Source organism: Bacillus sp. TE9106W (assembly GCF_054062215.1).
In genome coordinates this window covers 272,313-295,383 of record NZ_JBSSFA010000004.1, presented here as the reverse complement: position 1 = coordinate 295,383, position 23,071 = coordinate 272,313, and the positions used below count along the sequence as shown (strand labels likewise).

General features: G+C 36.1%; 25 protein-coding genes. 20 read left to right on the top strand and 5 right to left on the bottom strand.

Annotated features, from left to right (window positions below):
• Positions 1–45 precede the first annotated feature (45 nt).
• Positions 46–411 carry a YugN family protein gene (locus ACVWY7_RS10435; RefSeq protein ID WP_001160950.1) on the bottom strand — a complete coding sequence of 122 codons (366 nt, stop codon included), beginning with the start codon at positions 409–411 and terminating at the stop codon, positions 46–48.
• Positions 412–617: 206 nt separating this feature from the next.
• Between ACVWY7_RS10435 and ACVWY7_RS10430 the strand changes: the two genes are divergently transcribed.
• The 6 genes from ACVWY7_RS10430 (at position 618) to ACVWY7_RS10405 (ending at position 4,109) form a co-directional block, all read left to right on the top strand.
• On the top strand, positions 618–1,652 hold the full coding sequence (locus tag ACVWY7_RS10430; RefSeq protein WP_000735389.1) for a CAP domain-containing protein: 1,035 nt from the start codon (positions 618–620) through the stop codon (positions 1,650–1,652).
• A gap of 145 nt (positions 1,653–1,797) precedes the next feature.
• Entirely contained in the window at positions 1,798–2,235 is a 438-nt protein-coding gene (gene ylbD, locus ACVWY7_RS10425; protein ID WP_001143340.1) for a YlbD family protein, read from the top strand.
• A gap of 11 nt (positions 2,236–2,246) precedes the next feature.
• On the top strand, positions 2,247–2,492 hold the full coding sequence (locus ACVWY7_RS10420; protein ID WP_001200991.1) for a YlbE-like family protein: 246 nt from the start codon (positions 2,247–2,249) through the stop codon (positions 2,490–2,492).
• Between the two features lie 82 nt (positions 2,493–2,574).
• Complete coding sequence (locus ACVWY7_RS10415) at positions 2,575–3,147, top strand: histidine phosphatase family protein (protein ID WP_003289268.1); 573 nt, start codon at positions 2,575–2,577, stop codon at positions 3,145–3,147.
• 116 nt (positions 3,148–3,263) lie between these two features.
• A complete protein-coding gene (locus ACVWY7_RS10410) occupies positions 3,264–3,716 on the top strand; it encodes a YlbF family regulator (protein ID WP_000634359.1) in 453 nt (150 codons plus the stop codon).
• Between the two features lie 126 nt (positions 3,717–3,842).
• On the top strand, positions 3,843–4,109 hold the full coding sequence (locus ACVWY7_RS10405; RefSeq protein WP_002080814.1) for a YlbG family protein: 267 nt from the start codon (positions 3,843–3,845) through the stop codon (positions 4,107–4,109).
• A 53-nt stretch (positions 4,110–4,162) separates the two neighbouring features.
• Here the strand turns inward: ACVWY7_RS10405 and ACVWY7_RS10400 are convergent, their stop codons facing one another.
• Positions 4,163–4,552: a DUF7147 family protein gene (locus tag ACVWY7_RS10400; protein WP_000616010.1), complete on the bottom strand. Its 390-nt coding sequence runs from the start codon at positions 4,550–4,552 to the stop codon at positions 4,163–4,165.
• 513 nt (positions 4,553–5,065) lie between these two features.
• Between ACVWY7_RS10400 and rsmD the strand changes: the two genes are divergently transcribed.
• Both rsmD and coaD read left to right on the top strand, forming a co-directional pair.
• Positions 5,066–5,632 (top strand): 16S rRNA (guanine(966)-N(2))-methyltransferase RsmD, encoded by a 567-nt coding sequence (gene rsmD / locus ACVWY7_RS10395; RefSeq protein ID WP_001266973.1) that lies wholly within the window; start codon positions 5,066–5,068, stop codon positions 5,630–5,632.
• Positions 5,629–6,120, top strand: coding sequence for a pantetheine-phosphate adenylyltransferase (gene coaD, locus ACVWY7_RS10390; protein ID WP_000200598.1), 492 nt, complete (start codon positions 5,629–5,631; stop codon positions 6,118–6,120). The genes rsmD and coaD overlap by 4 nt, the downstream gene beginning before the upstream one ends.
• Here the strand turns inward: coaD and ylbJ are convergent.
• Positions 6,112–7,341 carry a sporulation integral membrane protein YlbJ gene (gene ylbJ / locus ACVWY7_RS10385; RefSeq protein WP_000273100.1) on the bottom strand — a complete coding sequence of 410 codons (1,230 nt, stop codon included), beginning with the start codon at positions 7,339–7,341 and terminating at the stop codon, positions 6,112–6,114. The genes coaD and ylbJ overlap by 9 nt on opposite strands.
• A gap of 113 nt (positions 7,342–7,454) precedes the next feature.
• Between ylbJ and ACVWY7_RS10380 the strand changes: the two genes are divergently transcribed.
• Positions 7,455–8,246 carry a patatin-like phospholipase family protein gene (locus ACVWY7_RS10380; RefSeq protein ID WP_000662594.1) on the top strand — a complete coding sequence of 264 codons (792 nt, stop codon included), beginning with the start codon at positions 7,455–7,457 and terminating at the stop codon, positions 8,244–8,246.
• On the top strand, positions 8,239–9,261 hold the full coding sequence (locus ACVWY7_RS10375; RefSeq protein ID WP_000476289.1) for a SepM family pheromone-processing serine protease: 1,023 nt from the start codon (positions 8,239–8,241) through the stop codon (positions 9,259–9,261). Before ACVWY7_RS10380 ends, ACVWY7_RS10375 begins: the two co-directional genes overlap by 8 nt.
• A gap of 29 nt (positions 9,262–9,290) precedes the next feature.
• Here the strand turns inward: ACVWY7_RS10375 and ACVWY7_RS10370 are convergent, their stop codons facing one another.
• Positions 9,291–10,532: a nucleotidyltransferase gene (locus ACVWY7_RS10370; protein ID WP_175556162.1), complete on the bottom strand. Its 1,242-nt coding sequence runs from the start codon at positions 10,530–10,532 to the stop codon at positions 9,291–9,293.
• Between the two features lie 153 nt (positions 10,533–10,685).
• Here ACVWY7_RS10370 and ACVWY7_RS10365 point away from each other — a divergent pair, with 153 nt between their 5' ends.
• The 3 genes from ACVWY7_RS10365 to ACVWY7_RS10355 all read left to right on the top strand — a co-directional run bounded on the left by ACVWY7_RS10365 (position 10,686) and on the right by ACVWY7_RS10355 (position 12,057).
• Positions 10,686–11,186 (top strand): YceD family protein, encoded by a 501-nt coding sequence (locus ACVWY7_RS10365; RefSeq protein ID WP_000872145.1) that lies wholly within the window; start codon positions 10,686–10,688, stop codon positions 11,184–11,186.
• 61 nt (positions 11,187–11,247) lie between these two features.
• Positions 11,248–11,421 carry a 50S ribosomal protein L32 gene (rpmF, locus tag ACVWY7_RS10360; protein ID WP_001984764.1) on the top strand — a complete coding sequence of 58 codons (174 nt, stop codon included), beginning with the start codon at positions 11,248–11,250 and terminating at the stop codon, positions 11,419–11,421.
• A gap of 129 nt (positions 11,422–11,550) precedes the next feature.
• The gene (locus ACVWY7_RS10355) at positions 11,551–12,057 is read left to right on the top strand and encodes an RsfA family transcriptional regulator (protein WP_000246472.1); all 507 of its coding nucleotides are present in this window, start codon (positions 11,551–11,553) and stop codon (positions 12,055–12,057) included.
• 34 nt (positions 12,058–12,091) lie between these two features.
• Here ACVWY7_RS10355 and ACVWY7_RS10350 read toward each other — a convergent pair whose 3' ends face one another.
• Complete coding sequence (locus ACVWY7_RS10350; RefSeq protein ID WP_000506700.1) at positions 12,092–12,565, bottom strand: N-acetyltransferase; 474 nt, start codon at positions 12,563–12,565, stop codon at positions 12,092–12,094.
• A gap of 374 nt (positions 12,566–12,939) precedes the next feature.
• Between ACVWY7_RS10350 and panE the strand changes: the two genes are divergently transcribed.
• From panE to murE, 7 genes are all read left to right on the top strand, one after another.
• Entirely contained in the window at positions 12,940–13,830 is an 891-nt protein-coding gene (panE, locus tag ACVWY7_RS10345) for a 2-dehydropantoate 2-reductase (RefSeq protein WP_000782398.1), read from the top strand.
• Between the two features lie 79 nt (positions 13,831–13,909).
• On the top strand, positions 13,910–15,526 hold the full coding sequence (gene bshC, locus ACVWY7_RS10340) for a bacillithiol biosynthesis cysteine-adding enzyme BshC (protein ID WP_073524684.1): 1,617 nt from the start codon (positions 13,910–13,912) through the stop codon (positions 15,524–15,526).
• A 369-nt stretch (positions 15,527–15,895) separates the two neighbouring features.
• Positions 15,896–16,828 (top strand): 16S rRNA (cytosine(1402)-N(4))-methyltransferase RsmH, encoded by a 933-nt coding sequence (gene rsmH / locus ACVWY7_RS10335; RefSeq protein ID WP_000481786.1) that lies wholly within the window; start codon positions 15,896–15,898, stop codon positions 16,826–16,828.
• Between the two features lie 15 nt (positions 16,829–16,843).
• On the top strand, positions 16,844–17,206 hold the full coding sequence (ftsL, locus tag ACVWY7_RS10330; protein WP_000067081.1) for a cell division protein FtsL: 363 nt from the start codon (positions 16,844–16,846) through the stop codon (positions 17,204–17,206).
• 21 nt (positions 17,207–17,227) lie between these two features.
• A complete protein-coding gene (locus ACVWY7_RS10325; RefSeq protein WP_073524683.1) occupies positions 17,228–19,378 on the top strand; it encodes a penicillin-binding protein in 2,151 nt (716 codons plus the stop codon).
• 81 nt (positions 19,379–19,459) lie between these two features.
• Positions 19,460–21,376, top strand: coding sequence for a stage V sporulation protein D (locus ACVWY7_RS10320; protein WP_001266229.1), 1,917 nt, complete (start codon positions 19,460–19,462; stop codon positions 21,374–21,376).
• Positions 21,377–21,584: 208 nt separating this feature from the next.
• The gene (gene murE, locus ACVWY7_RS10315; RefSeq protein WP_000766303.1) at positions 21,585–23,060 is read left to right on the top strand and encodes a UDP-N-acetylmuramoyl-L-alanyl-D-glutamate--2,6-diaminopimelate ligase; all 1,476 of its coding nucleotides are present in this window, start codon (positions 21,585–21,587) and stop codon (positions 23,058–23,060) included.
• The last annotated feature ends 11 nt before the right edge of the window (positions 23,061–23,071 follow it).

The following is a 23,071-nucleotide window of genomic DNA, read 5'->3' as shown; positions in this document are numbered from 1 at the left end:
TAAGATAAATAGAACAAGCGCATCATATTGATGCGCTTGTTCTATTTACTCAATGATTTGGAATTCTTTTAACTCTTTTTCGATATTTTGTAGGAGTTGTTCGCTTTTTTGAAGTACATTCGTTGGGAAAATTTCACCATCCCCATATTCAACACCATGAGGATAATAGTGTTTACCTAATAAGGGAGGAAGTAGCTTTATTTCAGCGTGTCTACTACCAATGTCACCTTCAACAGCTAAACCTTGTACACGTAAATAATAAACATCGTTTAATATTTCGAATTTATAATCGTATGTAACTCGTTCATAATCCCACTGTCCAGCGAGTACAAAATGGTTCTTTTCCATAATCTCTGTTAATAGTGTTAAATCAACAATTACCCCATTAAATTTCGTGTTTGTAAATTGCATATAATACCTCCTCTTTTCATGTTACGCCATTATTTTTATAATAGTATGAATAATAAGAAAGTGCAATTCATATTGAGAGAAAAGGGATAATCCAGACTTTTTTTGTGAAAATATGATATAGTGAAAAGAGTACGGTACACACAAAAAAGGAAAGAAAAGGATTTGTGTATATCTCAATTTTATGTTTTGTGCAGGAGGTATATCGATTGAAGAAATTATTGCGTATCGTAATGATTACAATTTTAATTTTAGCTGTTGATTTATATGGGAAATTGCTCGTTTCACAATATATATTAACCCCATCTCAATCAAAGCAAGAAAATAAAATTGTGAAAAAGAAAAAACAAATAAATGAAGATTCTTCCGATACTGTTTTAAATATGATTGGTGGGGACTCTGAAATTTTATTAGCAAAATGGGGCGAACCTTCTCGAATAGAGCCATCTGCTTATGGATATGAGTGGTGGGTATACAATCAAGATTTAGCTCAGTATGTTCAATTTGGGGTTGCTGAACGTAAAGTTGTAACGGCGTATGTTGCTGGTGAGCAAGTTAAGGTGCCACCTTATTATATAAATGAAAAGTATGAAGATGTGTATAAAAAGAATCCACTCTCGCATGAGATTTCATTAAAAAGAGGGAAGAGTAGTTATCAATTTGAGTTATCCGATACCGAAGTGATGGAACAACCATTAGTACCAGTAGAAGATGGCTGGGCACAATTATATTTTGATCATTTTACGCATGAGCTTGTCGGTGTTCGTTATATGGATGACGAAACGTTATTACGTCAAAGACCGTATCAGCTCGTTTATTCAGGTGAATTATTAGCAGAACAACCATTAACTCCAGATAAAATGAAACAAATAGAGAATGGGAATATGCAACAAATTTTTGATTTAACAAATATTATTCGAAGTCGTCATAATTTACCGTTATTAGCTTGGGATCAACAAACAGCAGATGTGGCAATCGGTCATAGTAAAGATATGAAGGATAATAATTACTTTTCGCATGATTCACCCACATTAGGTACGTTAGGAGATCGTTTGCAGCGCGGGAAAGTAGGATTTCAACTTGCGGGTGAGAACATAGCGGCGCAACATAGTGATGGAGTTGCGGCATTACAAGGTTGGTTAAATAGTGAGGGACATCGAAAGAATTTATTGAATGAACAATTTACCGGATTGGGTGTTGGAGTATACGATAAGTTTTATACACAAAACTTTATTCGAAAATAAAGTGAAACTGTAAATTGTCGAGGGGAATCTTACCCTATGCGAATAGTAAGAAAAAAAGGTGCATGAATCGTCTGAAAATAGGCGAACCATGCGCCTTTTTTTTCTTACTATATAGTAGGTAGATATATATGAAGAGGTGAGGATTATGCCAACAACAAAAGGACCGTTACATCCATCGGTTCAACAGTTTAAAGAGTTTGTAAACCATCACCCTAAAATGGTTCATGAAGTTCGAAGTGGTCATAAAACTTGGCAACAGTTTTATGAGGAATGGTACTTACTTGGCGAAGAAGATCCGATATGGGCAACTTTTAGACCTGATGGAGCGCCTGCTTATTCTTCGGTAAAAGAAAATAAAAAAGAAAAAGATAATCGAACCGAAGAGGAAAAAACTGCAGATGTGATGGGACAAATGCTTTCTTTCTTTAAAAAGCTAGATGTGGAACAAATGCAACATCATTTAGCTAATGTGACGAGTGCTATTGGTAGTGTGCAACAAGTTTTTCAACAATTTCAAGGAAAACGTACGCAGCAAGAGGAGAGTACTTCCGAAAATAATCCATTTTTCTTTCAGAAGGATTAGGGGGAAAGCGGATGAGAGCAGAAATTATGGAGTTTATAAAGGCTGATGAGGATTTATCTCGCTACATTAGGGAGCAACCGTACTGGTATAGAAAACTAACGCGAAACCCTGAAGAAAAAGAGGCATTTGAGTTAGCGGCTATGCAACATTTCAAAAAAACGATACCAGATAAAGTTGAGAAATTTCAAAATCAATTAGCAGTTGCTTCCATTATGATTGATATGTTTCAGTATATGAAGCAGCAAAATACAACATAATTGGAAGGGAAAACTATGTCCGTCATGCACAACTTTTGATACAATAGAAGCGGATTATTTAAAAAGGAGTTGCAGCATGAGCATGACGGAAATTTGTTTAGTACGACATGGACAAACTGATTGGAATTTTCAAGAGATTATTCAGGGACGTGAAGATATTCCGCTTAATGAAGTAGGGAAGAAGCAAGCGAGTCAAAGTGCAGCTGCTTTGCAAGCGGAGGCATGGGATGTAATTATAAGTAGCCCATTAATTAGAGCACAAGAAACAGCTAAGGAAATTGCAGAAGCCACTGGATTACAATCCATTTTATTAGATGAGCGATTTGTTGAACGTAATTTCGGTGAAGCTTCTGGGAAGCCGGTTGCGACTGTTAGGGAATTAATTGCAGAAGGTAAAGTAGAAGGTATGGAGCAAGATGAAGAAATTGTAGCTCGTTGTTTTGCTGCGGTAAAAGATGTTGCAGAAACTCATTCAGGTAAACGTATTATCATTGTAGCCCATTCGCATGCGATAAAAGCAATTTTACATGCAATTGCGCCAGAAGATATTACATTTAAAACACCGTTAAAAAACGCATGTATTAGTTATGTGAACGAGAATAGTGGGAAGTGGGATGTTCTTAAATATAACATTGCGGAACATATTCATGTATAAGTGTGTGTTGACATAATGTGCAAAATAGTTAGAAGGATATCTTTCTATTTAGTGAGACACTTCAATTAGTAGTTCTATTCTAAATGTGGTATGATGAATACTCGGAGGTGTCTCTCATGATTGTAGCGACGCTAGAAAGCGTATTAATATTAGATAAGGCAGAGCAGCTTGCAAAAGCGATCATCTGTTCAGATATAGCAGAAGATTACCGTAAATGTTATAAAGAATTGCAAGAAGATATGGAAGTTCAGACGTTAATTCAGCAATTTACAGCGATGAAAGAACGATATGAGGAAGTACAACGTTTCGGTAAATATCATCCTGACTATACTTTCGTTTCGACGAAGATGAGGGAGTTAAAGCGTTCTGTAGACTTACATGATAAGATTGCAGCTTTTAAACGAGTAGAAACGGCTTTGCAAAAGTTGCTAGATGAAGTTAGTGTAGCAATCGGTTCTGAGGTGTCCTCTTCCATCAAAGTTCCAACAGGAAATCCATTTTTTGATGCTGGTGGCTGTGGTGGCGGTTGTGGTACTGGCGGAGGTTGTGGTTGTAAAAAAACGGGGTAAATCACCCCGTTTTTTGGAAGATAGAAGAAAACGTATACAGAGTTTGTCCTGTAATGTCATAAATTTCTGATTGGTTTTCATAAAATATAAAATAAATGTTTTTAAAAGGAGAAGATGGAGAAGATTATGTTCGGGCAACGACAAAGTATGATTGTTTATTTACATTCATTGAAACATGCCAAGATTTTAAGGAAATATGGTAACATACATTACATATCAAAACGCTTAAAATACGCAGTAGTATATTGTGATATGGAACAAATTGAGCATATGATGCAAAAGTTGAACAAACTTCCTTTTGTGAAAAAGATAGAACAGTCGTACCGTCCGTATTTAAAAACGGAATTTGAAAATTCGCGTCCTGATCGGGCAAAAGAATACGATTATAGCTAATATAAAAATCCCCTGCTAATTTTAGCAGGGGATTTTTTATTTGAAATAACACATTATTTCATTGGGGGAATAAAATTATTCATTCGTAAAATACCAATTAAATGATTGAAAAACAGTTCTTTTTCTGGGAAAGTTGTAGATGGTTTTACCGTAAAGGTAGTCACTTTTTTTCCAAGTTGTTCTGCCGTTTCTTCAAATAAAATGATGCGTTTACTTTTTTTATTTTCAAGTACAGGAATGCCTTCACGACATATGTATAATGGTTGGAAATCACCAGTAGTAGTTGGTTTTAATATTACAACAAGTGAGCACACTTTTTTTTCATTTTTAATCGTTTCAAATTGTAACATATGTGTTATACGTTCTTGATTTGCTTTGGCAATTTCAAGTAATTCATATAAATCAGAGTAGCCCTCTCCGAGTTCTATAAAGCGTTGAATCATATTTTTTCCTCCTCTTTCTTTTACTGTACCATCTCACTTTTTAAATGAAAAGTAGACAAAGAAAAAAAACCCTGCAAAGCAGGGCCCTTCTTATACTAGCATGTACTAGTAAGAAGGCAAAGGGAGAGGAGAAACCGGAGGAAGAACTTATGGGGAAACGTAAGTCTTCTCCGCGGTTGGCAACAACATCGAAGGTGATGTTGTTATAGTTATTTATGTCCAATCTAAATGAAGATATACATGATGAAATTAAATTTTATGTTGGGCTTTTTATTTTTCTTTTTTTTATTTTATGATAGGATAAAAAAGGTAAAGTGATACGAATATACATAATGGGTTCGTGTTAGCGAATAGTGAGATGAATACATAAAAATGCAGAGTGATTATTTTAAGCTAAGTTCTCCTAGTGTTCGTTGAAAGATGAACGGACTAGTACGGTTTGGTAGCGGTTACTGAATGGAGAAGAGTTTTCTATAATTGCTCGTTAGATTGAAATAAAGGTAGTGACAGCAGATGAGAGTAGTTTCAGGAAAATGTAAAGGGCACCCACTTAAAGCGGTACCAGGTAATACAACACGTCCAACAACAGATAAAGTAAAAGAATCAATTTTTAATATGATAGGTCCTTATTTTGATGGTGGTATCGCTCTTGATTTATTTGGCGGTAGTGGTGGTCTTGGAATTGAAGCGATAAGTAGAGGGATTGATAAAGCGATTTTTGTTGATCGAGATAATAAAGCGATAAAGACAATCCATCAAAATTTAGAAAGTTGTAGAATACAGGAACAAGCTGAAGTATATCGAAATGATGCAGAACGTGCGATAAAAGCACTTATAAAACGTGAAATGTCATTCGATCTTATACTAATTGATCCTCCATATAAAGATCAAAAAATTGTATCTTTAATTAGTGTAATGGATCAACATGGATTGCTACATAACGCTGGTTTAATTATGGCGGAACATGGTAATGATGTAGTTTTACCAGAATCTATAGGAAGACTTGTAAAAGTGCGAGCTGAAAAATATGGCATTACAGCAATATCGATCTATAAGTATGAAGGTGAGGGGACGGAATGACAAGTATAGCTATTTCTTCGGGAAGTTTTGATCCAATTACCCTTGGGCATCTGGATATTATTAAAAGGGGAGCAAAAGTATTTGACGAGGTATACGTAGTAGTTTTAAACAACTCGTCAAAAAAACCGTTCTTTTCAGTGGAAGAGCGCTTAGATTTAATTCGAGAAGCCACAAAGGATATCCCTAATGTAAAAGTAGATTCACATAGTGGACTACTAGTTGAGTATGCGAAAATGCGTAATGCGAATGCGATTTTACGTGGGTTACGAGCGGTTTCTGATTTTGAATATGAGATGCAAATTACTTCTATGAATCGAAAATTAGATGAAAACATTGAAACCTTTTTTATTATGACAAACAATCAATATTCATTTTTAAGCTCGAGCATTGTGAAAGAAGTGGCGAGATATGGAGGAAGTGTAGTAGACCTTGTCCCTCCTGTTGTAGAACGTGCTTTAAAAGAAAAGTTTCAAACCCCGTTAAAGTGAACGGGGTTTTTCTTTGTTGCTCCGAAAAAATAATAAGATGACATATACATATAAACAAAATAATGTAAATATTGGTCCGTAGTGTACAAAAGATGTCCAAATTTCATGCAGTATAGAAGAATGATTCGATAAAAAGACAGGGATATCTTTTTGCATAGGTGAAAAAGAGCTTACTTTTTCATAAAACGGTTTCCAAAATATAAAAGTAAAAATAGGAGCAAGAATACTTTGGATAATTCGTGCGAAAAAATAGGGCTTAAATCGAATGTCTGTTTCAGCTAATATGCTAGCGACTTGTGCCTGAATAGAAAGGCCGCTAAATGCTAAAATAAAGCTTGTTACCATAGCTTGCTGCAGGAGGGGTGTTTCAGTTATTTGACTAATCATTTGGCTTCCGAGTGTCATTTCAAAAATGCCAGATAATATTGGGATACTAAATTCGGTAGTTAGTTGGAAGAATGATAAAATATGTTGCATAATAAAAGAGAGGGCTGCTGTAATATGAAATACAGTAATCATTTTATTTAAAACAGAGAATAAAATAATGAATCCACCAATCATAAGTAATGTTTGGATAGAAGAAACGATAGCGTCCCCAAGTAATTTTCCTATTGGTCTTTTTTCTTGCATACGTGTCTCGTGTAGAATTGAAAAAGGGTTTTGAAAAGGGCGTTTTTTAGTAGCATGTTTATCATGCGTGGAACTGTTGTTATTGCCGTAAAAACGCATCAGTAACCCGACAGCAAAATTACTTACATAATGTGCAGCAGCTAATACGATTCCTAATTTCGGATTATTGAAAAAACCGATAGAAACAGCCCCGAAAATAAAAAGTGGATTGGATGAGTTTGTAAAAGATACGAGGCGTTCTGCTTCAATTTGTGTTAGCTGATTGCTTTTGCGCAGTCTAGCGCTTAATTTGGCGCCAGCGGGAAATCCTGAAGCCATTCCCATTGCCCAAACAAATCCGCCTATCCCTGGAACACGGAAAAGTGGTCGCATAAGTGGTTCTAATATAACGCCTATAAATTTTACAACACCAATACTAATAAGAAGTTCGGCAATGATGAAAAACGGTAAAAGTGAAGGGAATACAACTTCCCACCATATATTTAACCCTCGAATGGAAGCTTGTAAAGCAGCTTGGGGGTGGAGTACAAGAGAAAAGGTTAAAAACAGTGTTGATATGGTAAGGAAAGCCGTTTTCCATTTTTCATACATGTAAGTAAATCCCCCTTTGTCCCAAAAAACGTTCATTTCAGTATACGTGGATACGTAGTGAATTTAGACCATAAGTATGAAAAAGGAATGAAAAAAATTAAAGGGTGAGAAAAATGAAAGAACCGAAAATTGGCTTAGCTCTTGGATCTGGGGGCGCAAAAGGTTTTGCTCATATTGGTGTTATAAAGGTTTTAAGGGAAAATGATATACCGATTCATCTGATTGCAGGAAGTAGTATGGGGGCTTTGGTAGGTACATTTTATGCAGCTAGTTCAAACGTTGAAAGACTGTATAAACTGGCAAATGTTTTTAAGAGAAAATATTATTTAGATTTTACGGTTCCAAAAATGGGATTTATTGCTGGAAAACGTGTCAAAGATATGATTAAAATGTTTACATATAATAAAAATTTAGAAGAGTTGGATATCCCGACGGCTGTTGTGGCTACTGATATCTTGAAGGGGGAAAAAGTAGTTTTTACAAGTGGGCCAGTTGCAGAGGCAGTGAGAGCTAGTATTTCTGTACCTGGAGTGTTTGTACCAGAGAAAATAGATGGACGATTATTGGTAGATGGCGGAGTAATTGACCGCATCCCAGTATCGGTTGTGAAAGAGTTAGGTGCCGATATTGTTATTGCTGTTGATGTATCCCCGATTAAAGTAAATGGAGAGGTTACGTCTATTTATGATGTAATTATGCAGAGTATTGAAATTATGCAACATGAGCTTGTGATGAATCGGCAAATTGCATCGGATTTAATGATGCGCCCAGCTGTAGAACAATTTAGTTCCCGTGCTTTTACAAACATTGAAGACATTATTCGAGTTGGAGAGGTAGAAGCAGAAAAGCATGTTGCAAATATTCATTTATTAATTGAGCAGTGGAAGGAGAAACATAATGTTTAAGCGTTTTCGGTTTATATATGCAATTTTAATAGGGGTTATATTGGCAATGTTACTTGTTTACGTACGCCTGCCGTATTATATAACGAAACCAGGAATGGCTGCCAAATTAGAGCCTTACGTTCAAGTGGAGGGGGGAACAAAAGAGTCTGGTGATTTTATGCTTGTTACGGTTTCGATGGGACCAGCAAATGTAGTGAATTTAATAGCGGCACAGTTTAATAAATATACACATATTTCAAAAGCGGAAGAAATATTGCAAAAAGGTGAAAGTGATGAAGAATATCAATTTCGCCAAAATTATGCGATGAAAGATTCGCAAAATGCAGCGATCTATAATGCTTATAAACGTGCAAATCGTACTGTTTCTTTTGAAAATAAAGGTGTGTTGGTTGCTGGTGTAGCGAAAGGGATGCCGTCAGAAGGAAAGCTTAAACTTGGAGATGTCATCATTGCTGTCGACGGAAAAACATTTGAAAAGACGGAACAATTTATTGAATATATGACAGGGAAAAAAGAAGGAGATACAGTAAATATTGAGTACAAGAGGGATGGGAAACAGTTAAAAGAAAATTTAAATGTAAAGACTATTCCGAATGGAAATGGACGCGTTGGTATAGGTGTTTCTATCGTTACGGAAAGAGAATTAGTGGTAGATCCAAAAGTGAAAATTGACTCTCATGAAATAGGTGGACCATCGGCAGGTCTCATGTTTACATTAGAAATATATAATCAACTGGTGGACGAGGATTTAACAAGAGGACATGAAATAGCTGGAACAGGTACGATTAATGAAAAGGGAGAAATTGGCCCGATTGGCGGTATTCAGCAAAAAGTGGTCGCTGCAAGTGATGCTGGTGCTGAAGTGTTCTTTGCGCCAAATGAAAAAGGTGCGGAGAAATCGAATTATAAAGATGCACTTGAGGCTGCGAAGGATATTAAAACGAAAATGAAAGTTGTGCCAGTTGATACGTTGGATGATGCATTAATGTATTTGGAAAAAATGGGGAATAAATAAAAAAATCTCTCTGAAAAAGAGAGGTTTTTTTATAGGAATTTTGCAGTTGTTTCATCATAACGAATTGGGTGATGTGTGGCATCTCGTTTTAGTAGTTGCGTTCGTAATGGTTCTTTCATGATAGAGAAGTATACAGAATTGGCTTTTCGCTCTATGTGTAGAGTAGGATGGTCAAATGTTTTTGTATGTGTAAGGATTGGAAGCTCTATTTTTTTCTTGTTTTTTGAAAGGTAAGTTTGTCCTTTTTGTGACATGCCTAATAGACGAATGTATGGTGCATGTTGCTCTATATTTGCGCAATGTATTTCTTCTTTTGTTGTATTTGTTAAAATATGTGTACAAGCTCTTTGTAATCTAGTCCACGTATAACGCTTCGTTTTTAATGCTTCCATGAATAAATGGAAGGAGGAACTGGTTTGTATTTTTGATAAAATACGATGCTCTAAACCTTCCTCAATTTCATATATATGTCGTAAGTCTTCTGGAGACATCGTCATAAGTTTGTATTTGAAAAATGAAAAGTATTGTTCCCAATTATGTAACGTCCCGTAGTTTTGTTTATAACTCGCTAAAAGAGAAGCAGTCGCTTTTGGGATAAAAGACTCAATTTCTGTAAAAGAACTATTTTCGGTAAAAAGTTGTTTGCGAATACTCGTTGCGCTTGCAATATGTTGGTCGTTAAATGTTTCATCATGATAATGAGATGCGAATCTTTTTATCGTTTGTGCTTGCATAGAACTATTTTGCATAAGAATTGCTTTTATGTATTGGAAGCCTAAAATGTTATTTGGTTGTGACATATCTATATTTTTTTCAGAAGATAAAATGTGTAGGAAAGCTTCAGATGTAGCTTTTGCGTAACTATTACCTGCGTTCATAAATTGCTTTACAAGACGATTAAAAGTCTCTTCTTCATTTTTTTGCGCAGAGACGGTGTTATAAAAATTTTCGATTTGTCCATCTTCACTGCCGAAACAAATTTCAGAAACGTGTAGGGCGTTTAAAATAGAAATAGCGCCATTTGCAAAGGTTTCAGCCTTTTGCGTTGAAAAGGCATATGGAAGCTCTACAACGAGGTCTACACCGCATGCTAAGGCCATTTTGGTACGATACCATTTGGATACGAGTGCTGGCTCACCACGTTGTAAAAAAGGCCCACTCATAACAGCGATTGTAATATCAGAGTGTGTTAACTTTTTTGTTTGTTGCACATGATAATCATGACCGTTATGAAAAGGGTTATATTCAACAACAATACCACTGGCTTTTATGGTAATCTCTCCTTTCGATGTAGCATCTTTTTGAAAAACGTGATACTCTATATATTATTTACTATGATGACTTCATTATAGTGTAAAGAAAAAACATTGACAAATATAAAATGGCTAGCTATAATTTTGTTTGTTGCCTTGAGGTGATATGATATGAAATGGTCCATCCATCAATTGAATAAATTGAGAAATAAAGGATTGACATTGGATGAGATGGTAGATGTAAGTGAGCTAAAAGAGGTCGAGAAAGATATTCGTGAAATTAATCCTGTTCATGTAACAGGAAGAGTTGATTTTGGCTCCGGTAAGTTTACGTTCCATCTACATATAACTGGAAGCATGGTTTTACCATGTTCTCGCTCTTTAGTAGATGTGACATTACCATTTGACATTAAAACAACTGAGGTGTTCCAAACTTCACAAGAAGAATTTGAAACGGAAGCTGAAATTCATTGTTTAGAAGGAGAAGTACTTGACTTACTGCCCGTAATCAAGGAAAATATACTTTTGGAGATTCCAATGCAAATTTTCAGTGATGATGTTTCTGGTGGAGCACCGACGCAAGGTCAAGACTGGCAAGTGATTTCGGAAGAAGACAAAGAAAAGCCTGTTGATCCAAGATTGGCAGGACTTGCAAAGTTTTTTGACAAATAATCGGAAGACTGGTTCAGGCCTTCATATGAAAATAACTATTTCTTTTAAGGAGGTGGGAAGAATGGCTGTACCTTTTAGAAGAACTTCTAAAACAGTAAAAAGAAAGCGTCGTACGCATTTCAAATTATCAGTACCTGGTATGGTAGAGTGCCCAAGCTGTGGTGAAGCGAAATTAGCTCACCGTGTATGTAAAGCATGCGGTACTTACAAAGGTAAAGAAGTAATCAGCAAGTAATTGCGGGGAAATAAACGTAGAAGATATCTTCTACGTTTATTTTTTTTGTCTTATTCTTCATTTGTTGTATTCTATCTTTTCTAGTAACTGCATATGTTTAATAAAAAATGCATAGGGAGGACTAGAGAGATGGCGACAACAAGACAAGATGCTTGGACTGATGATGAAGATTTGCTTCTGGCAGAAGTAGTACTCCGGCATATTCGAGAAGGTGGAACGCAATTATCTGCCTTTAAAGAAGTGGGAAGACATCTATCTCGTACACCAGCAGCATGCGGCTTTAGATGGAATTCTTACGTTAGAAAGCAATACAAAGAACGTATTGAAGAAGCGAAGCAACTGCGTAAAGTGGAACATTATGAAGTGAAAGAGGCGAAAGTATTAGAGCCTAAGTCAATTACATTGAATGATGTTATTGATTTCTTACAAAATTATAAAGATGAAAACTCTTTAATGGTGTTGCAACAGCAAATTGAATCGTTACAAACAGAAAAAGAAAGTCTTCTGGAACGATTATCAGTTTATGAGGAAGAATATAGAACATTGCTTGATTATATCGATCAAAAAAGAAGTGTAATGGTAGCGGAAAGAAATAGTGCTCGTTCGAATGGGAAATTAGAGAAATTAAAGAAATAAAAAAACAGCTGCTATGTAGCTGTTTTTTTATTTCTTATGCAGACTCTTCGTTTGTAACCGCATTCAAATTTGTTTCTGGGTGCCAAACGTAAAAATCACCGTCAGGTACTGATACAGGTTGGAAATTTAATTTATCCCAAAAACCAGCTGAATGGATACGTGCGATCGTTTTAATCGGGAACTGCAGTCCCTTAGCATAATTTACAAGCATTTCTCCGAATCCTTGTTTTTGGAAATTTGGTAATACTTCAAGTTTATAGAGTTCTAGGTAAGTACCTGTAATTTCGAATGGTTCCCCGCCGTTCCTTTTCATGTATAGACTCATACGTGCAATTAGTGATCCACCGTAATAAATACCGTAAAATGGAGATTCACTATCGTTTTCAATAATGTTTGCTTGTAATTCTTCTAACATGGATAGTTCTTGAGCTCCGCAACCTTTAAATTTTTTAAACTCGTCTAATGTTTTATAATTGATGAGCAAGCGCTCAACTTTTGGGAATCCCATAACATCACATCCTTTTCTTGTCTCGTTGAATGCAGAAAAGTAAAAATATTTATAATAATATTATAACTCATTTTTTTATTTTTATGAAGATGATAGTATATTTCTTTTATTATTTTTTTGAGGATTTGCTAAACTAAGAGTAGAAGCATAGTAATAAGTAGTATATACATATTGGAAGAAGAGGTGGCATTTATTTGTCAAAAAGCAATGAAATTATAAACTGTGTTAATGTAATTGAGGGGATAAAGTGAAGCTGTAATTGTGGCGTTTGTTCATCTTTAATTAATTATGATTCCACACGAATCGAGTGTTCACGGAATAAAAGGGGAGGGGGAAAAAGGGACTTATGTATAGTATGCAAATGAGTTCCTTGTATGAAAATGAAAATTGGAGTTGTGGGACCAGGAGCTATCGGTCTATTGTATACATTTTATTTACAAAAAAGTAATCAAGATGTTACGTTGTTTACAAGGACAGCTAAGCAGGCTGACGAATTAAATATAACGGGTGTAACTTGTATTAGGGAGGGGAAACGTGAAACGGTATTCCCGCAGGTATTCCCAATAGAAAGTATGCCAGACCAGCAGCTAGACTATATATTTATTGCTGTTAAGCAATATCATATAACTGATATACTACCTTTTGTGCGAGGGAAATCCTCATTAATCTTTTTGCAAAACGGCATGTCACACCTTCATACTATGCAGAAAATAGAGAATGAAAATGTTGCAGTCGGAATTGTGGAGCATGGTGCAAAAAAAGAAGAAAGACATACCGTTTATCATACAGGGATAGGTGTAACGAAGTTTGGAATCGTGCACGGTCGGTCTATACATTTTGAAAAAATATTGAATTGCTTTTCCTTCCCTCATTTTCCGATTCGAATAGAAGATAATTGGAAGGATGTTATGCATAAAAAATTAGTAGTTAATGTATGTATCAATCCATTGACGGCATTATTGCAAGTAAAGAACGGAGATTTGATTACGAATCCGTTTTTTTATCAGATGATGGAGCAAGTATTCCACGAAGTCGTTTTTCTCGTTAAAGAAGAAAAAGAAATGGTATGGGAAATGGTACGTCATGTATGTGAAAGAACGTCTCATAATACATCATCTATGCTGGCAGATGTAAGGGCGAATAGACAAACGGAAATTGGTGCGATTGTTGGATATGTATTAGAAGAAGCTAAGAAACAGCAACGATCTGTTCCGACACTTCAATTTTTGTTTGATGCAATAAAAGGATTAGAAGTAAAAGTATAAGTGTAATTCTTTGCTTTTACGTGAAACATTGACTACAATGTGGATTGGTGAGAGAACAGGATACGAAAGGAAGAATTATATGGAGATAAAAGAAATCTCTGTTCCGCAACAAGGTGTTGTAGCGGACTATATGAACGGTAAAAAAGAGATACAGTCGTGTTTTGATTATATGTTAACAGAAGATGCTTTTAAACAGCGTGTACAAGATTTGCGTGAGAGGGAGTTTTTCCGCCAAGATTTAGTAACGCATTTATTAGAATATAATACAAAATTACAAGCGGGAGAAGCTACAATTCAAAATGTAAAAGCGCTTGGAGATGAAAATACATATGTTGTTATAGCTGGACAACAAGCTGGGTTATTAACTGGACCGCTTTATACAATTCATAAAATTATTTCAGTTTTACAGCTTGCGAAGGAAAAGGAAGAGAGTTTAGGTGTTAAAGTTGTTCCTGTTTTCTGGATTGCTGGTGAAGACCATGATATGGATGAAATTAATCATACTTTTGTAACGAAGAATAAAAAAATAAAAAAGACTATTTTTCATGATCGTAATCCGAAAAAGGCGAGTGCTTCAGAGTCCGAGCTTTCTTTGGAAGACTGTAGAAAGTGGATTGAAGAAATTTTTAAAACATACCCTGAAACGAATTTTACAAAGGATGTACTGCAATTTGTTGATGATTCTTTACGGAAATCGAATACGTATGTAGATTTTTTTGGTCACCTTATTATGAAAATGTTCGTGAATTCTGGTTTAATTCTTGTCGATTCGCATCATCCTGAATTAAGAAAATTAGAAGTGCCGTTTTTTAAACAAATTGTAAGTAAGTATAAAGAAGTGCAAGAGGGACTTCTTAACCAACAGGAAGTAATTAAAGAATTAGGATATAAACCAATTATTGAAACAAAGTCTAATGCAGTACATATATTCATGGAAATTGATAATGAGCGAGTGTTGCTTGAAGACAATCAAGGGAAGTTTGTTGGGAAGGATGGGACATATTCCTTTTCATATGAGGAATTGATTGAAGAGATGGAAAGAAGCCCAGAGCGTTTTAGTAATAACGTTGTAACGCGCCCTCTTATGCAAGAGTATGTATTTCCTACGTTGGCGTTTATTGGAGGTCCAGGGGAATTAGCTTACTGGAGTGAATTACAACAAGTCTTCCATACTATCGGTTTCCGAATGCCGCCTGTCGTTCCTCGTATTACAATAACTTATCTTGAGAGGGATATAGCGACAGATTTACACGATTTACAATTGCAAGAGAGTGATCCGTTTTTAAATAACGTGGATAAGTTGCGTGAGAACTGGTTATCTAATCAAATAGAGGAACCGATAGATGAACGATTTGTAGAGGCGAAAAAAGAAATAATGAATATTCATACGTCATTACAACAGTTTGTGAAGGAAATAGATCCTGGATTAAGTGCATTTGCAGGGAAAAATGAGTTCAAAATTAATGAACAAATTGAACTGTTGGAAAGAATGTTGAAAAGAAATGTTGAGAAAAAGCATGAAGTGGAGCTAAATAAATTCCGTCGCATACAATTTGCACTCCGTCCATTGGGAGCGCCGCAAGAGCGTGTGTGGAATGTATGTTACTATTTAAATCAGTTCGGTTTGGATTTCGTTGATCATGTAATGGAAAAAACGTTTTCTTGGAATGGAAAACATCACGTTATAAAACTATAGAATCTTGCTCTTAGGAGCAGGATTTTATTTTTATTCTGTTGAATTTACTGTGAAGTGAAATTTTTCTGAATTATTAATTTAAAAATCGGTAAATATCGTAATTATGCAGGATACTTAAATATATGACAAAATAGCACAAAATGTAAACGTATTATTATCTTTTTCGACAGTTTTTTATTTAAATTCCCGCAAAAGATGATAAAATTTAGTATATAATAAAAGAAAATAGCGATTTGTATAGTATGCTGCCGTTGTAGGCAAGTTAAATGAGTCGTTCTTTCATAGTATTTCGTTCTCTAGTCGTGAAATATGCGTTTAGAGGAGGAGATACATTCAACATAATTAATTGAAAAAAGAGTAGGTGCAACAATGTTTAATCACGTAACAGTGCTTTTGAAGGAAACAGTAGATGGCTTAGATATAAAGCCAGATGGTACATATGTAGATTGTACACTGGGGGGAGGAGGACATAGTTCTTATTTATTATCCCAATTAACTGAAGGCGGAAGATTAATCGCGTTTGATCAAGATGAGATAGCAATTCAAAATGCGAAAGAAAAATTCTCTTCATACGGTGAACAGTTCATAACAGTAAAGAGTAATTTCCGTTACCTATCTGAAAAACTACAGGAATTAGGTATAACGGAAGTAGACGGTATTTTATTTGATTTAGGTGTTTCATCCCCGCAATTAGATACGCCAGAGCGTGGCTTTAGTTACCATCATGATGCACCGTTAGATATGCGAATGGATCAAGATGCCCCATTAACAGCATATGATGTTGTAAATAGTTGGTCATATGAACAACTTGTAAGAATTTTCTTCCAGTATGGCGAAGAGAAATTTTCAAAACAAATAGCAAGGAAAATTGAAGCGTATCGTGAGAATAAAGCTATTGAAACGACAGGGGAATTAGTAGAACTAATTAAAGAGGGTATTCCAGCTCCTGCTCGTAGAACGGGTGGACATCCTGCGAAGAGAGTGTTCCAAGCAATCCGTATTGCGGTAAATGATGAATTGAAAGTATTTGAAGAAGCGTTGGAATCTGCAATTGAGATGGTCAAGCCAGGCGGAAGAGTTAGTGTTATAACATTCCATTCTTTAGAAGACCGTATTTGCAAAACGACGTTTAAACGAAATAGTACAACACCGCAATTGCCGCCAGGATTACCAATTATTCCTGATGAATTTAAGCCGAAGTTAAAGCTTATTACAAGAAAACCGATTTTACCTTCTGATATAGAGTTAGAAGAAAATAATCGAGCGCGTTCTGCGAAATTGAGAATCGCTGAAAAACGATAAAAAGGGGAGAGAGGTATGAGTAACTTAGCTGTAAAGTACAAACAACAAGCGCAAGAAGAGGTTCAGATTCAAACGCCCCCACAGCAGATGGTTCAGCCAAAAGCTAAAGCGAAGATTACAAGAATCGAAAAACTGTTGTATGTAGCGTTTATTGGCTTTTTATTGTATGCCTGTGTAGCGTTTATTGGAAATAAAGCAGGCCTTTATCAAGTTAATGTAGAAGCTGCGACAATAGAACAAAAAATTGTACAGCAGCAAAAAGAAAATCAAGAGTTACAGGCTGAAGTAGAGAAGTTAAGTCGTTATGAACGAATCGCTGAAGTTGCAAAAAAACACGGGCTAGAAATTAATGCAAATAATGTGAAAGGCCTCAAATAAGGCAATAGGTGTGAAGGGAAAATGAAGAGGAATATGACTAAATTTCATACCAATAAGGGAGCAGGGTATTTTATGATTTTATTCCTCCTGCTCTTTTTGCTGTTATTAGCCCGATTTTTTTACATACAAGCGACAGGAACAGTGCATAATCAGGATTTAGATACACTTGCTAAGCAAAAACATAGTAAAACAGGAGTTCTGGAAGCGAATCGTGGGACGATTTATGATCAAAATTCCCATGTGTTAGCGCAAGATGCAAACTCTTATAAACTTGTAGCGGAATTAAAAGGTGCGAAGCCTGTTGAGAATAAAGAGGATACTGCTAAGAAAATTGCGGGAGTACTCGGAACAGAAGAAGAGAAGATTTTAGCTACTTTAAATAAAGAGGGTAGAAGTCAAGTAGAGTTTGGGAAATTAGGTAAAGGCTTGACGAAAGAACAGAAAGAACAAATAGAAGCATTGAAATTACCAGGTATATCTTTTATTACTGAAAATGCAAGAGTGTATCCGAACGGTGATTTTGCATCTTATGTTGTAGGTCATGCGAGACCTGATGAAAAGGGAATCGCTGTAGGTCAATTTGGTTTAGAAAAGAGTTTGAATAAGTATTTAGGTGCTTCCAATGGAGAGGTAGCTTATACAGGCGATCGTAGAGGCGTATCTCTTGACGGTGGAAAAGTGAATGTGAAGGCACCTAAAAATGGAGATAATGTATATTTAACACTTGACCAGCGTATTCAAAGTTATTTAGAAGATGCAATGAAAGAAGCGAGTAAACATTATGAGCCAGAAAGCTTAATAGGAATTGTTGCGGATCCAAAAACAGGGAAAATATTAGCGATGTCTAGTAAGCCTAGTTATGATCCGAACCAAGAGAATAATAATTATTTTTATAATGACGCAATTGCAAATGCATTTGAACCTGGATCAACAATGAAAATTTTCACACTAGCGGCAGCTATTAATGAAGGTGTGTATAAGGGACAAGATTATTATCAGTCTGGTACATATCCAGTCGGGAATCGAAAAATAAAGGATCATAATGGCGGCGCTGGATGGGGATCTATTACTTTTGATGAAGGGGTAGAGAGATCTTCCAACGTAGCGTTTGCAATTTTAGGGGATCAAAAACTTGGTCCAGACCGTTTCCGAAAGTATATTCACGCTTTCGGATTAGATGAAAAAACGAATATTGATTTACCTGGTGAAGGTTCAAATACCATTGTATTCGATCAGCAAATACAGCAAGTAACAACAGCTTTTGGACAAGGTTCTACTGTAACACCAATTCAGCTTGTACAGGCTGCAACTGCTATAGCAAATGATGGGAAAATGATGAAACCTTATACAATTGATAAAATTGTAGATCCGATAACAGAGGAAGTAAAATTAGAACATAAACCAGAAGAAGTGGGAAAACCTGTTACAAAAGAGACAGCAGCGCAAGTAAGACAGTTATTAGAGCGTGTTGTTACATCACCGAAAGGAACAGGAACTGCTTACAAAGTCGATGGATATTCAGTTGGTGGTAAAACAGGAACAGCACAAATTCCGGATGGAAAAGGTGGCTATATGACGGGAAGAGAGAATTATATATTCTCGTTCTTAGGTATGGCACCTATGGACGATCCGCAACTTGTTGTGTATGTAGCTGTTAAAAAGCCGAAATTGAAAGATGATGAGAGCGGTGCACAACCTTTAGCTGATATTTTTAAATATGTAACGAAGAATAGTTTAGAGTATTTAAAGATTAAGCCTAATGAAGTGAAAAATCCGAAGAAATATGTGAAAGAGCAACAAACTGCTGTTCCAGATGTAACCGAAAAAACGATGGAAGAAGCGAAAAAAGCCATTGATAAAGCAAAACTACGTCCAATCGTATTAGGTGAAGGGAAAGTACAGCAACAAGTACCGAAAGCAACTGAACAAACATTGAAGGGTGACCGAGTCTTCTTAGTGGGAGATAAACCTACAATGCCGAATATACAAGGCTGGGCACTGCGTGATGTTATGAATTTAGCAAAAACATTAAAGCTTAACCTAAAACCTACTGGTACCGGATACGTTACTGAACAGAGTGTGCCAGAAGGAACATTGTTACAACCTGGTACAGAGTTAGGTGTAACACTTGTACCGCCACTTGAACCACAACAAGAAGCAGAAAAACCGTAATGGTAAAAGAGAAGATGTTCTAATTAAATAAGTACAAGCATATATTGGAACAAGCTAGGCGTAAGGGAGGCTTGTTCCAATATGCGTGTATCAAATGTAACGGTTAGAAAACGACTTATTTTTATACTTATATCAGGTATACTTATTTTCACTATCATCGATATTCGTCTTGGATATGTGCAATTTTTTCTTGGAAATATGTTAACGGATCGTGCGAAAGATTCATGGAGTCGTAATATTACTTTTGAACCTGAGCGTGGGAAGATTTTAGACCGAAATGGTGTGGAACTTGCTACGAATAAAAGTGCTCCAACTGTCTTTGTTGTACCGAGGCAAATTGAAAAACCAGCAGAGACTGCAGAGAAGTTAGCTGCAGTATTAGGTGTGGAAAAAGATGAGATTTATAAGAGAATTACAAAAAAAGAATCAATTGTAAGGTTAGATAAAGGCGGAAGGAAAATATCACATGATAAAGCGAAAGAGGTAAGAGGATTAAGTTTGAAAGGTGTTTATATCGCAGAGGACTCTATCCGGTACTATCCATTTGGAAACTTTTTATCACACGTATTAGGGTTTGCAGGTAGTGATAACCAAGGTCTTATGGGGCTAGAAAAATATTATGATAAAGAACTAAATGGTGATGAAGGTCATGTGCGTTTTTTTGCAGATGCAAAAGGACAAAGGATGCCTAATGTTGGTGATGATTTCAAAAAACCAGAAGCTGGTTTGAATTTAGGCTTAACAATTGATGCACGTATTAATAGAATTATGGAAAGAGAAATGAATATTGCAGAATCGACATACAATCCAGATGGTATGATTGCGATTGCGATGAATCCGAAAAATGGTGAAATTTTAGGTATGTCGAGTCGGCCGAGCTTTGATCCAGCAGATTTTCAAAGTGTTTCTCCAGAAGTGTACAATAGAAATTTACCAGTATGGAGTACGTATGAGCCGGGTTCAACATTTAAAATCATTACGTTAGCCGCAGCTTTGAATGAAAATTTAGTAGACTTAGAGAAAGATACGTTTTATGATGATGGAGCAGCTGAAGTTGGTGGAGCTAGATTGAAATGCTGGAAAGCAGGAGGCCACGGTAGCCAGACGTTTTTAGAAGTAGTTCAAAACTCTTGTAACCCAGGATTTATTGAACTGGGTGATCGTCTTGGTAAAGAACGGTTGTTTAAATACATTCGTAATTTCGGCTTTGGACAGAAAACTGGAATTGATCTGCAAGGTGAAGGTAGTGGGATTTTATTTAATTTAGATAAAGTCGGTCCAGTCGAGCAAGCGACAACTTCATTCGGTCAAGGTGTTTCTGTTACGCCAATCCAACAAGTGGCGGCGGTAGCAGCGGCTGTAAATGGTGGGACATTGTATCAACCGTATATAGCTAAAGAATTTATAGATCCGAAAAACAATCAAGTTGTAAGTAAAAAGACACCTGTGGACAAAAGAAAAGTTATTTCCAAGGAAACTTCAGAAAAAGTTCGGTATGCATTAGAGAATGTTGTAGCAAAGGGATCTGGTAAAGGTGCTTTCATTGATGGGTATCGTGTAGGTGGAAAAACAGGTACGGCCCAAAAAGTGAAAGATGGTAAATATTTAGAGAATAATTATATCGTATCTTTTATCGGTTTTGCTCCAGCAGATGATCCAGAAATTGTTGTTTATGTAGCTGTTGATAATCCGAAAGGTGTAACGCAATTTGGTGGAGTAGTAGCAGCTCCAATTGTTGGAAATATTCTTCGGGATGCACTTCCTGTTATGGGAGTGAAACCGAGAAAAGAACAGGTTGAGAGAGAATATAAATGGGGCGATATACCAACTGTGGAAGTTCCAAATTTAATTGGTATGAAAAAGAAAGATTTACAGACGCAACTCGTCGATTTGAAGCTTGATATAAGTGGAGACGGAGAGAAAGTCATTAAACAGTCCCCAGAAGCAGGAGCTAAAGTGAAAGAAGGCTCAAAAATTAGAATTTACTTCGGGAATTAAAGGTAACCTAGTACGTTTTATGGTACAATTGGTGGAAGTGAGTTCTTTATAGAAGAGTTACTTAATTTGAGGCCGTAAGAGTCTCAGTTATAAATAGGTCTATTTATTAGACACAGTAGCGCTTACCTCCTATTTTACATAATTAGGAGGTAGCATGTTGCTTATTAATAAAAGAGATAAATACACAATGTAGAGAGGGTTTAGTGAAATGAAGTTGCATACACTTGTATCATGTTTGCATGATTTTCCAGTTGTTCCAAAAGAAAATCCAGAAATCACATCTATAGAAGCTGATTCACGTAAAGTGAAAGAGGGAAGCTTATTTGTATGTATGAAAGGGTATACGGTTGATAGCCATGATTTTGCTAAGCAAGCAGCGGCACAAGGAGCGGCTGCTATTGTTGCGGAAAGACCAATTGATGTTGACGTTCCAGTTGTACTTGTGAAAAACACTTTTCGTTCGTTAGCGGTTTTAGCTGATTATTTTTATGGTCAACCAACACACAAGTTACATTTAATCGGTATTACAGGTACAAATGGAAAGACAACAACATCGCATATTATGGATGAGATTATGCGCGCACATGGTCATAAAACGGGGCTAATTGGAACGATTAATATGAAAATCGGTGATGAAACATTTGAGGTGAAAAATACAACGCCAGATGCACTAACACTTCAACAGACGTTTGCAAAAATGGTTGAACACGGTGTGGATAGCACAGTAATGGAAGTTTCATCACATGCTTTAGATCTTGGTCGTGTACACGGATGTGATTACGATGTAGCGGTGTTTACAAATTTAACACAAGATCATTTAGACTACCATAAAACGATGGAAGAATATAAACATGCAAAAGGGTTGCTATTTGCACAACTTGGCAATAGTTATAATCATAATCGTGAAAAATACGCGGTACTGAATAACGATGATGCTGTAACAACGGAATATATGAGAAGTACTGCAGCAACTGTTGTAACGTATGGAATTGATACAACAAGTGATGTTATGGCCAAAGATATCGTTATGACAAGTGGTGGAACTACATTTACGCTTGTAACACCGTATGAAAGTGTAAATGTTACGATGAAATTAATTGGGAAATTTAATGTATATAACGTACTAGCTGCAACAGCGGCAGGACTTGTTTCTGGTGTAAGTTTGGAAACAATCATCGATGTAATAAAGGAACTAGCTGGAGTTCCTGGACGTTTCGAAGTAGTTGATGGTGGACAAAATTATACAGTTATTGTTGATTATGCACATACACCAGATAGCTTAGAAAATGTATTGAAAACAGCAAAACAGTTTGCAAAAGGTGACGTATATTGCATCGTCGGTTGTGGTGGTGATAGAGATCGAACGAAGAGACCAATCATGGCAAGTGTTGCCACACAATATGCAACTCACGCAATTTACACTTCAGATAATCCAAGAAGTGAAGATCCAGCGGCTATTTTAGATGATATGGTACATGGTGCAAATGGAAATAATTATGAAGTGATTATTGATAGAAAAGAAGCAATACACCATGCGATCACTAAAGCGAAAGCAGATGATATCATTATTATTGCTGGTAAGGGTCATGAAACATATCAAATTATTGGTAAAGATGTTCATCATTTTGACGATCGTGAAGTCGCTAAAGAAGCAATTACAGAGCGTTTAAACAACGAAGAGTAACAACGTGAGAG

Coding starts and splice junctions, on each gene's coding strand:
- ACVWY7_RS10435 (WP_001160950.1), bottom strand. CDS start 411: ATGCAATTTACAAACACGAAATTTAATGGGGTAATTGTTGATTTAACA.
- ylbD (WP_001143340.1), top strand. CDS start 1,798: ATGCCAACAACAAAAGGACCGTTACATCCATCGGTTCAACAGTTTAAA.
- ACVWY7_RS10420 (WP_001200991.1), top strand. CDS start 2,247: ATGAGAGCAGAAATTATGGAGTTTATAAAGGCTGATGAGGATTTATCT.
- ACVWY7_RS10415 (WP_003289268.1), top strand. CDS start 2,575: ATGACGGAAATTTGTTTAGTACGACATGGACAAACTGATTGGAATTTT.
- ACVWY7_RS10410 (WP_000634359.1), top strand. CDS start 3,264: ATGATTGTAGCGACGCTAGAAAGCGTATTAATATTAGATAAGGCAGAG.
- ACVWY7_RS10405 (WP_002080814.1), top strand. CDS start 3,843: ATGTTCGGGCAACGACAAAGTATGATTGTTTATTTACATTCATTGAAA.
- ACVWY7_RS10400 (WP_000616010.1), bottom strand. CDS start 4,552: ATGATTCAACGCTTTATAGAACTCGGAGAGGGCTACTCTGATTTATAT.
- rsmD (WP_001266973.1), top strand. CDS start 5,066: ATGAGAGTAGTTTCAGGAAAATGTAAAGGGCACCCACTTAAAGCGGTA.
- coaD (WP_000200598.1), top strand. CDS start 5,629: ATGACAAGTATAGCTATTTCTTCGGGAAGTTTTGATCCAATTACCCTT.
- ylbJ (WP_000273100.1), bottom strand. CDS start 7,341: ATGTATGAAAAATGGAAAACGGCTTTCCTTACCATATCAACACTGTTT.
- ACVWY7_RS10380 (WP_000662594.1), top strand. CDS start 7,455: ATGAAAGAACCGAAAATTGGCTTAGCTCTTGGATCTGGGGGCGCAAAA.
- ACVWY7_RS10375 (WP_000476289.1), top strand. CDS start 8,239: ATGTTTAAGCGTTTTCGGTTTATATATGCAATTTTAATAGGGGTTATA.
- ACVWY7_RS10365 (WP_000872145.1), top strand. CDS start 10,686: ATGAAATGGTCCATCCATCAATTGAATAAATTGAGAAATAAAGGATTG.
- rpmF (WP_001984764.1), top strand. CDS start 11,248: ATGGCTGTACCTTTTAGAAGAACTTCTAAAACAGTAAAAAGAAAGCGT.
- ACVWY7_RS10355 (WP_000246472.1), top strand. CDS start 11,551: ATGGCGACAACAAGACAAGATGCTTGGACTGATGATGAAGATTTGCTT.
- ACVWY7_RS10350 (WP_000506700.1), bottom strand. CDS start 12,565: ATGGGATTCCCAAAAGTTGAGCGCTTGCTCATCAATTATAAAACATTA.
- panE (WP_000782398.1), top strand. CDS start 12,940: ATGAAAATGAAAATTGGAGTTGTGGGACCAGGAGCTATCGGTCTATTG.
- bshC (WP_073524684.1), top strand. CDS start 13,910: ATGGAGATAAAAGAAATCTCTGTTCCGCAACAAGGTGTTGTAGCGGAC.
- rsmH (WP_000481786.1), top strand. CDS start 15,896: ATGTTTAATCACGTAACAGTGCTTTTGAAGGAAACAGTAGATGGCTTA.
- ftsL (WP_000067081.1), top strand. CDS start 16,844: ATGAGTAACTTAGCTGTAAAGTACAAACAACAAGCGCAAGAAGAGGTT.
- ACVWY7_RS10325 (WP_073524683.1), top strand. CDS start 17,228: ATGAAGAGGAATATGACTAAATTTCATACCAATAAGGGAGCAGGGTAT.
- ACVWY7_RS10320 (WP_001266229.1), top strand. CDS start 19,460: ATGCGTGTATCAAATGTAACGGTTAGAAAACGACTTATTTTTATACTT.
- murE (WP_000766303.1), top strand. CDS start 21,585: ATGAAGTTGCATACACTTGTATCATGTTTGCATGATTTTCCAGTTGTT.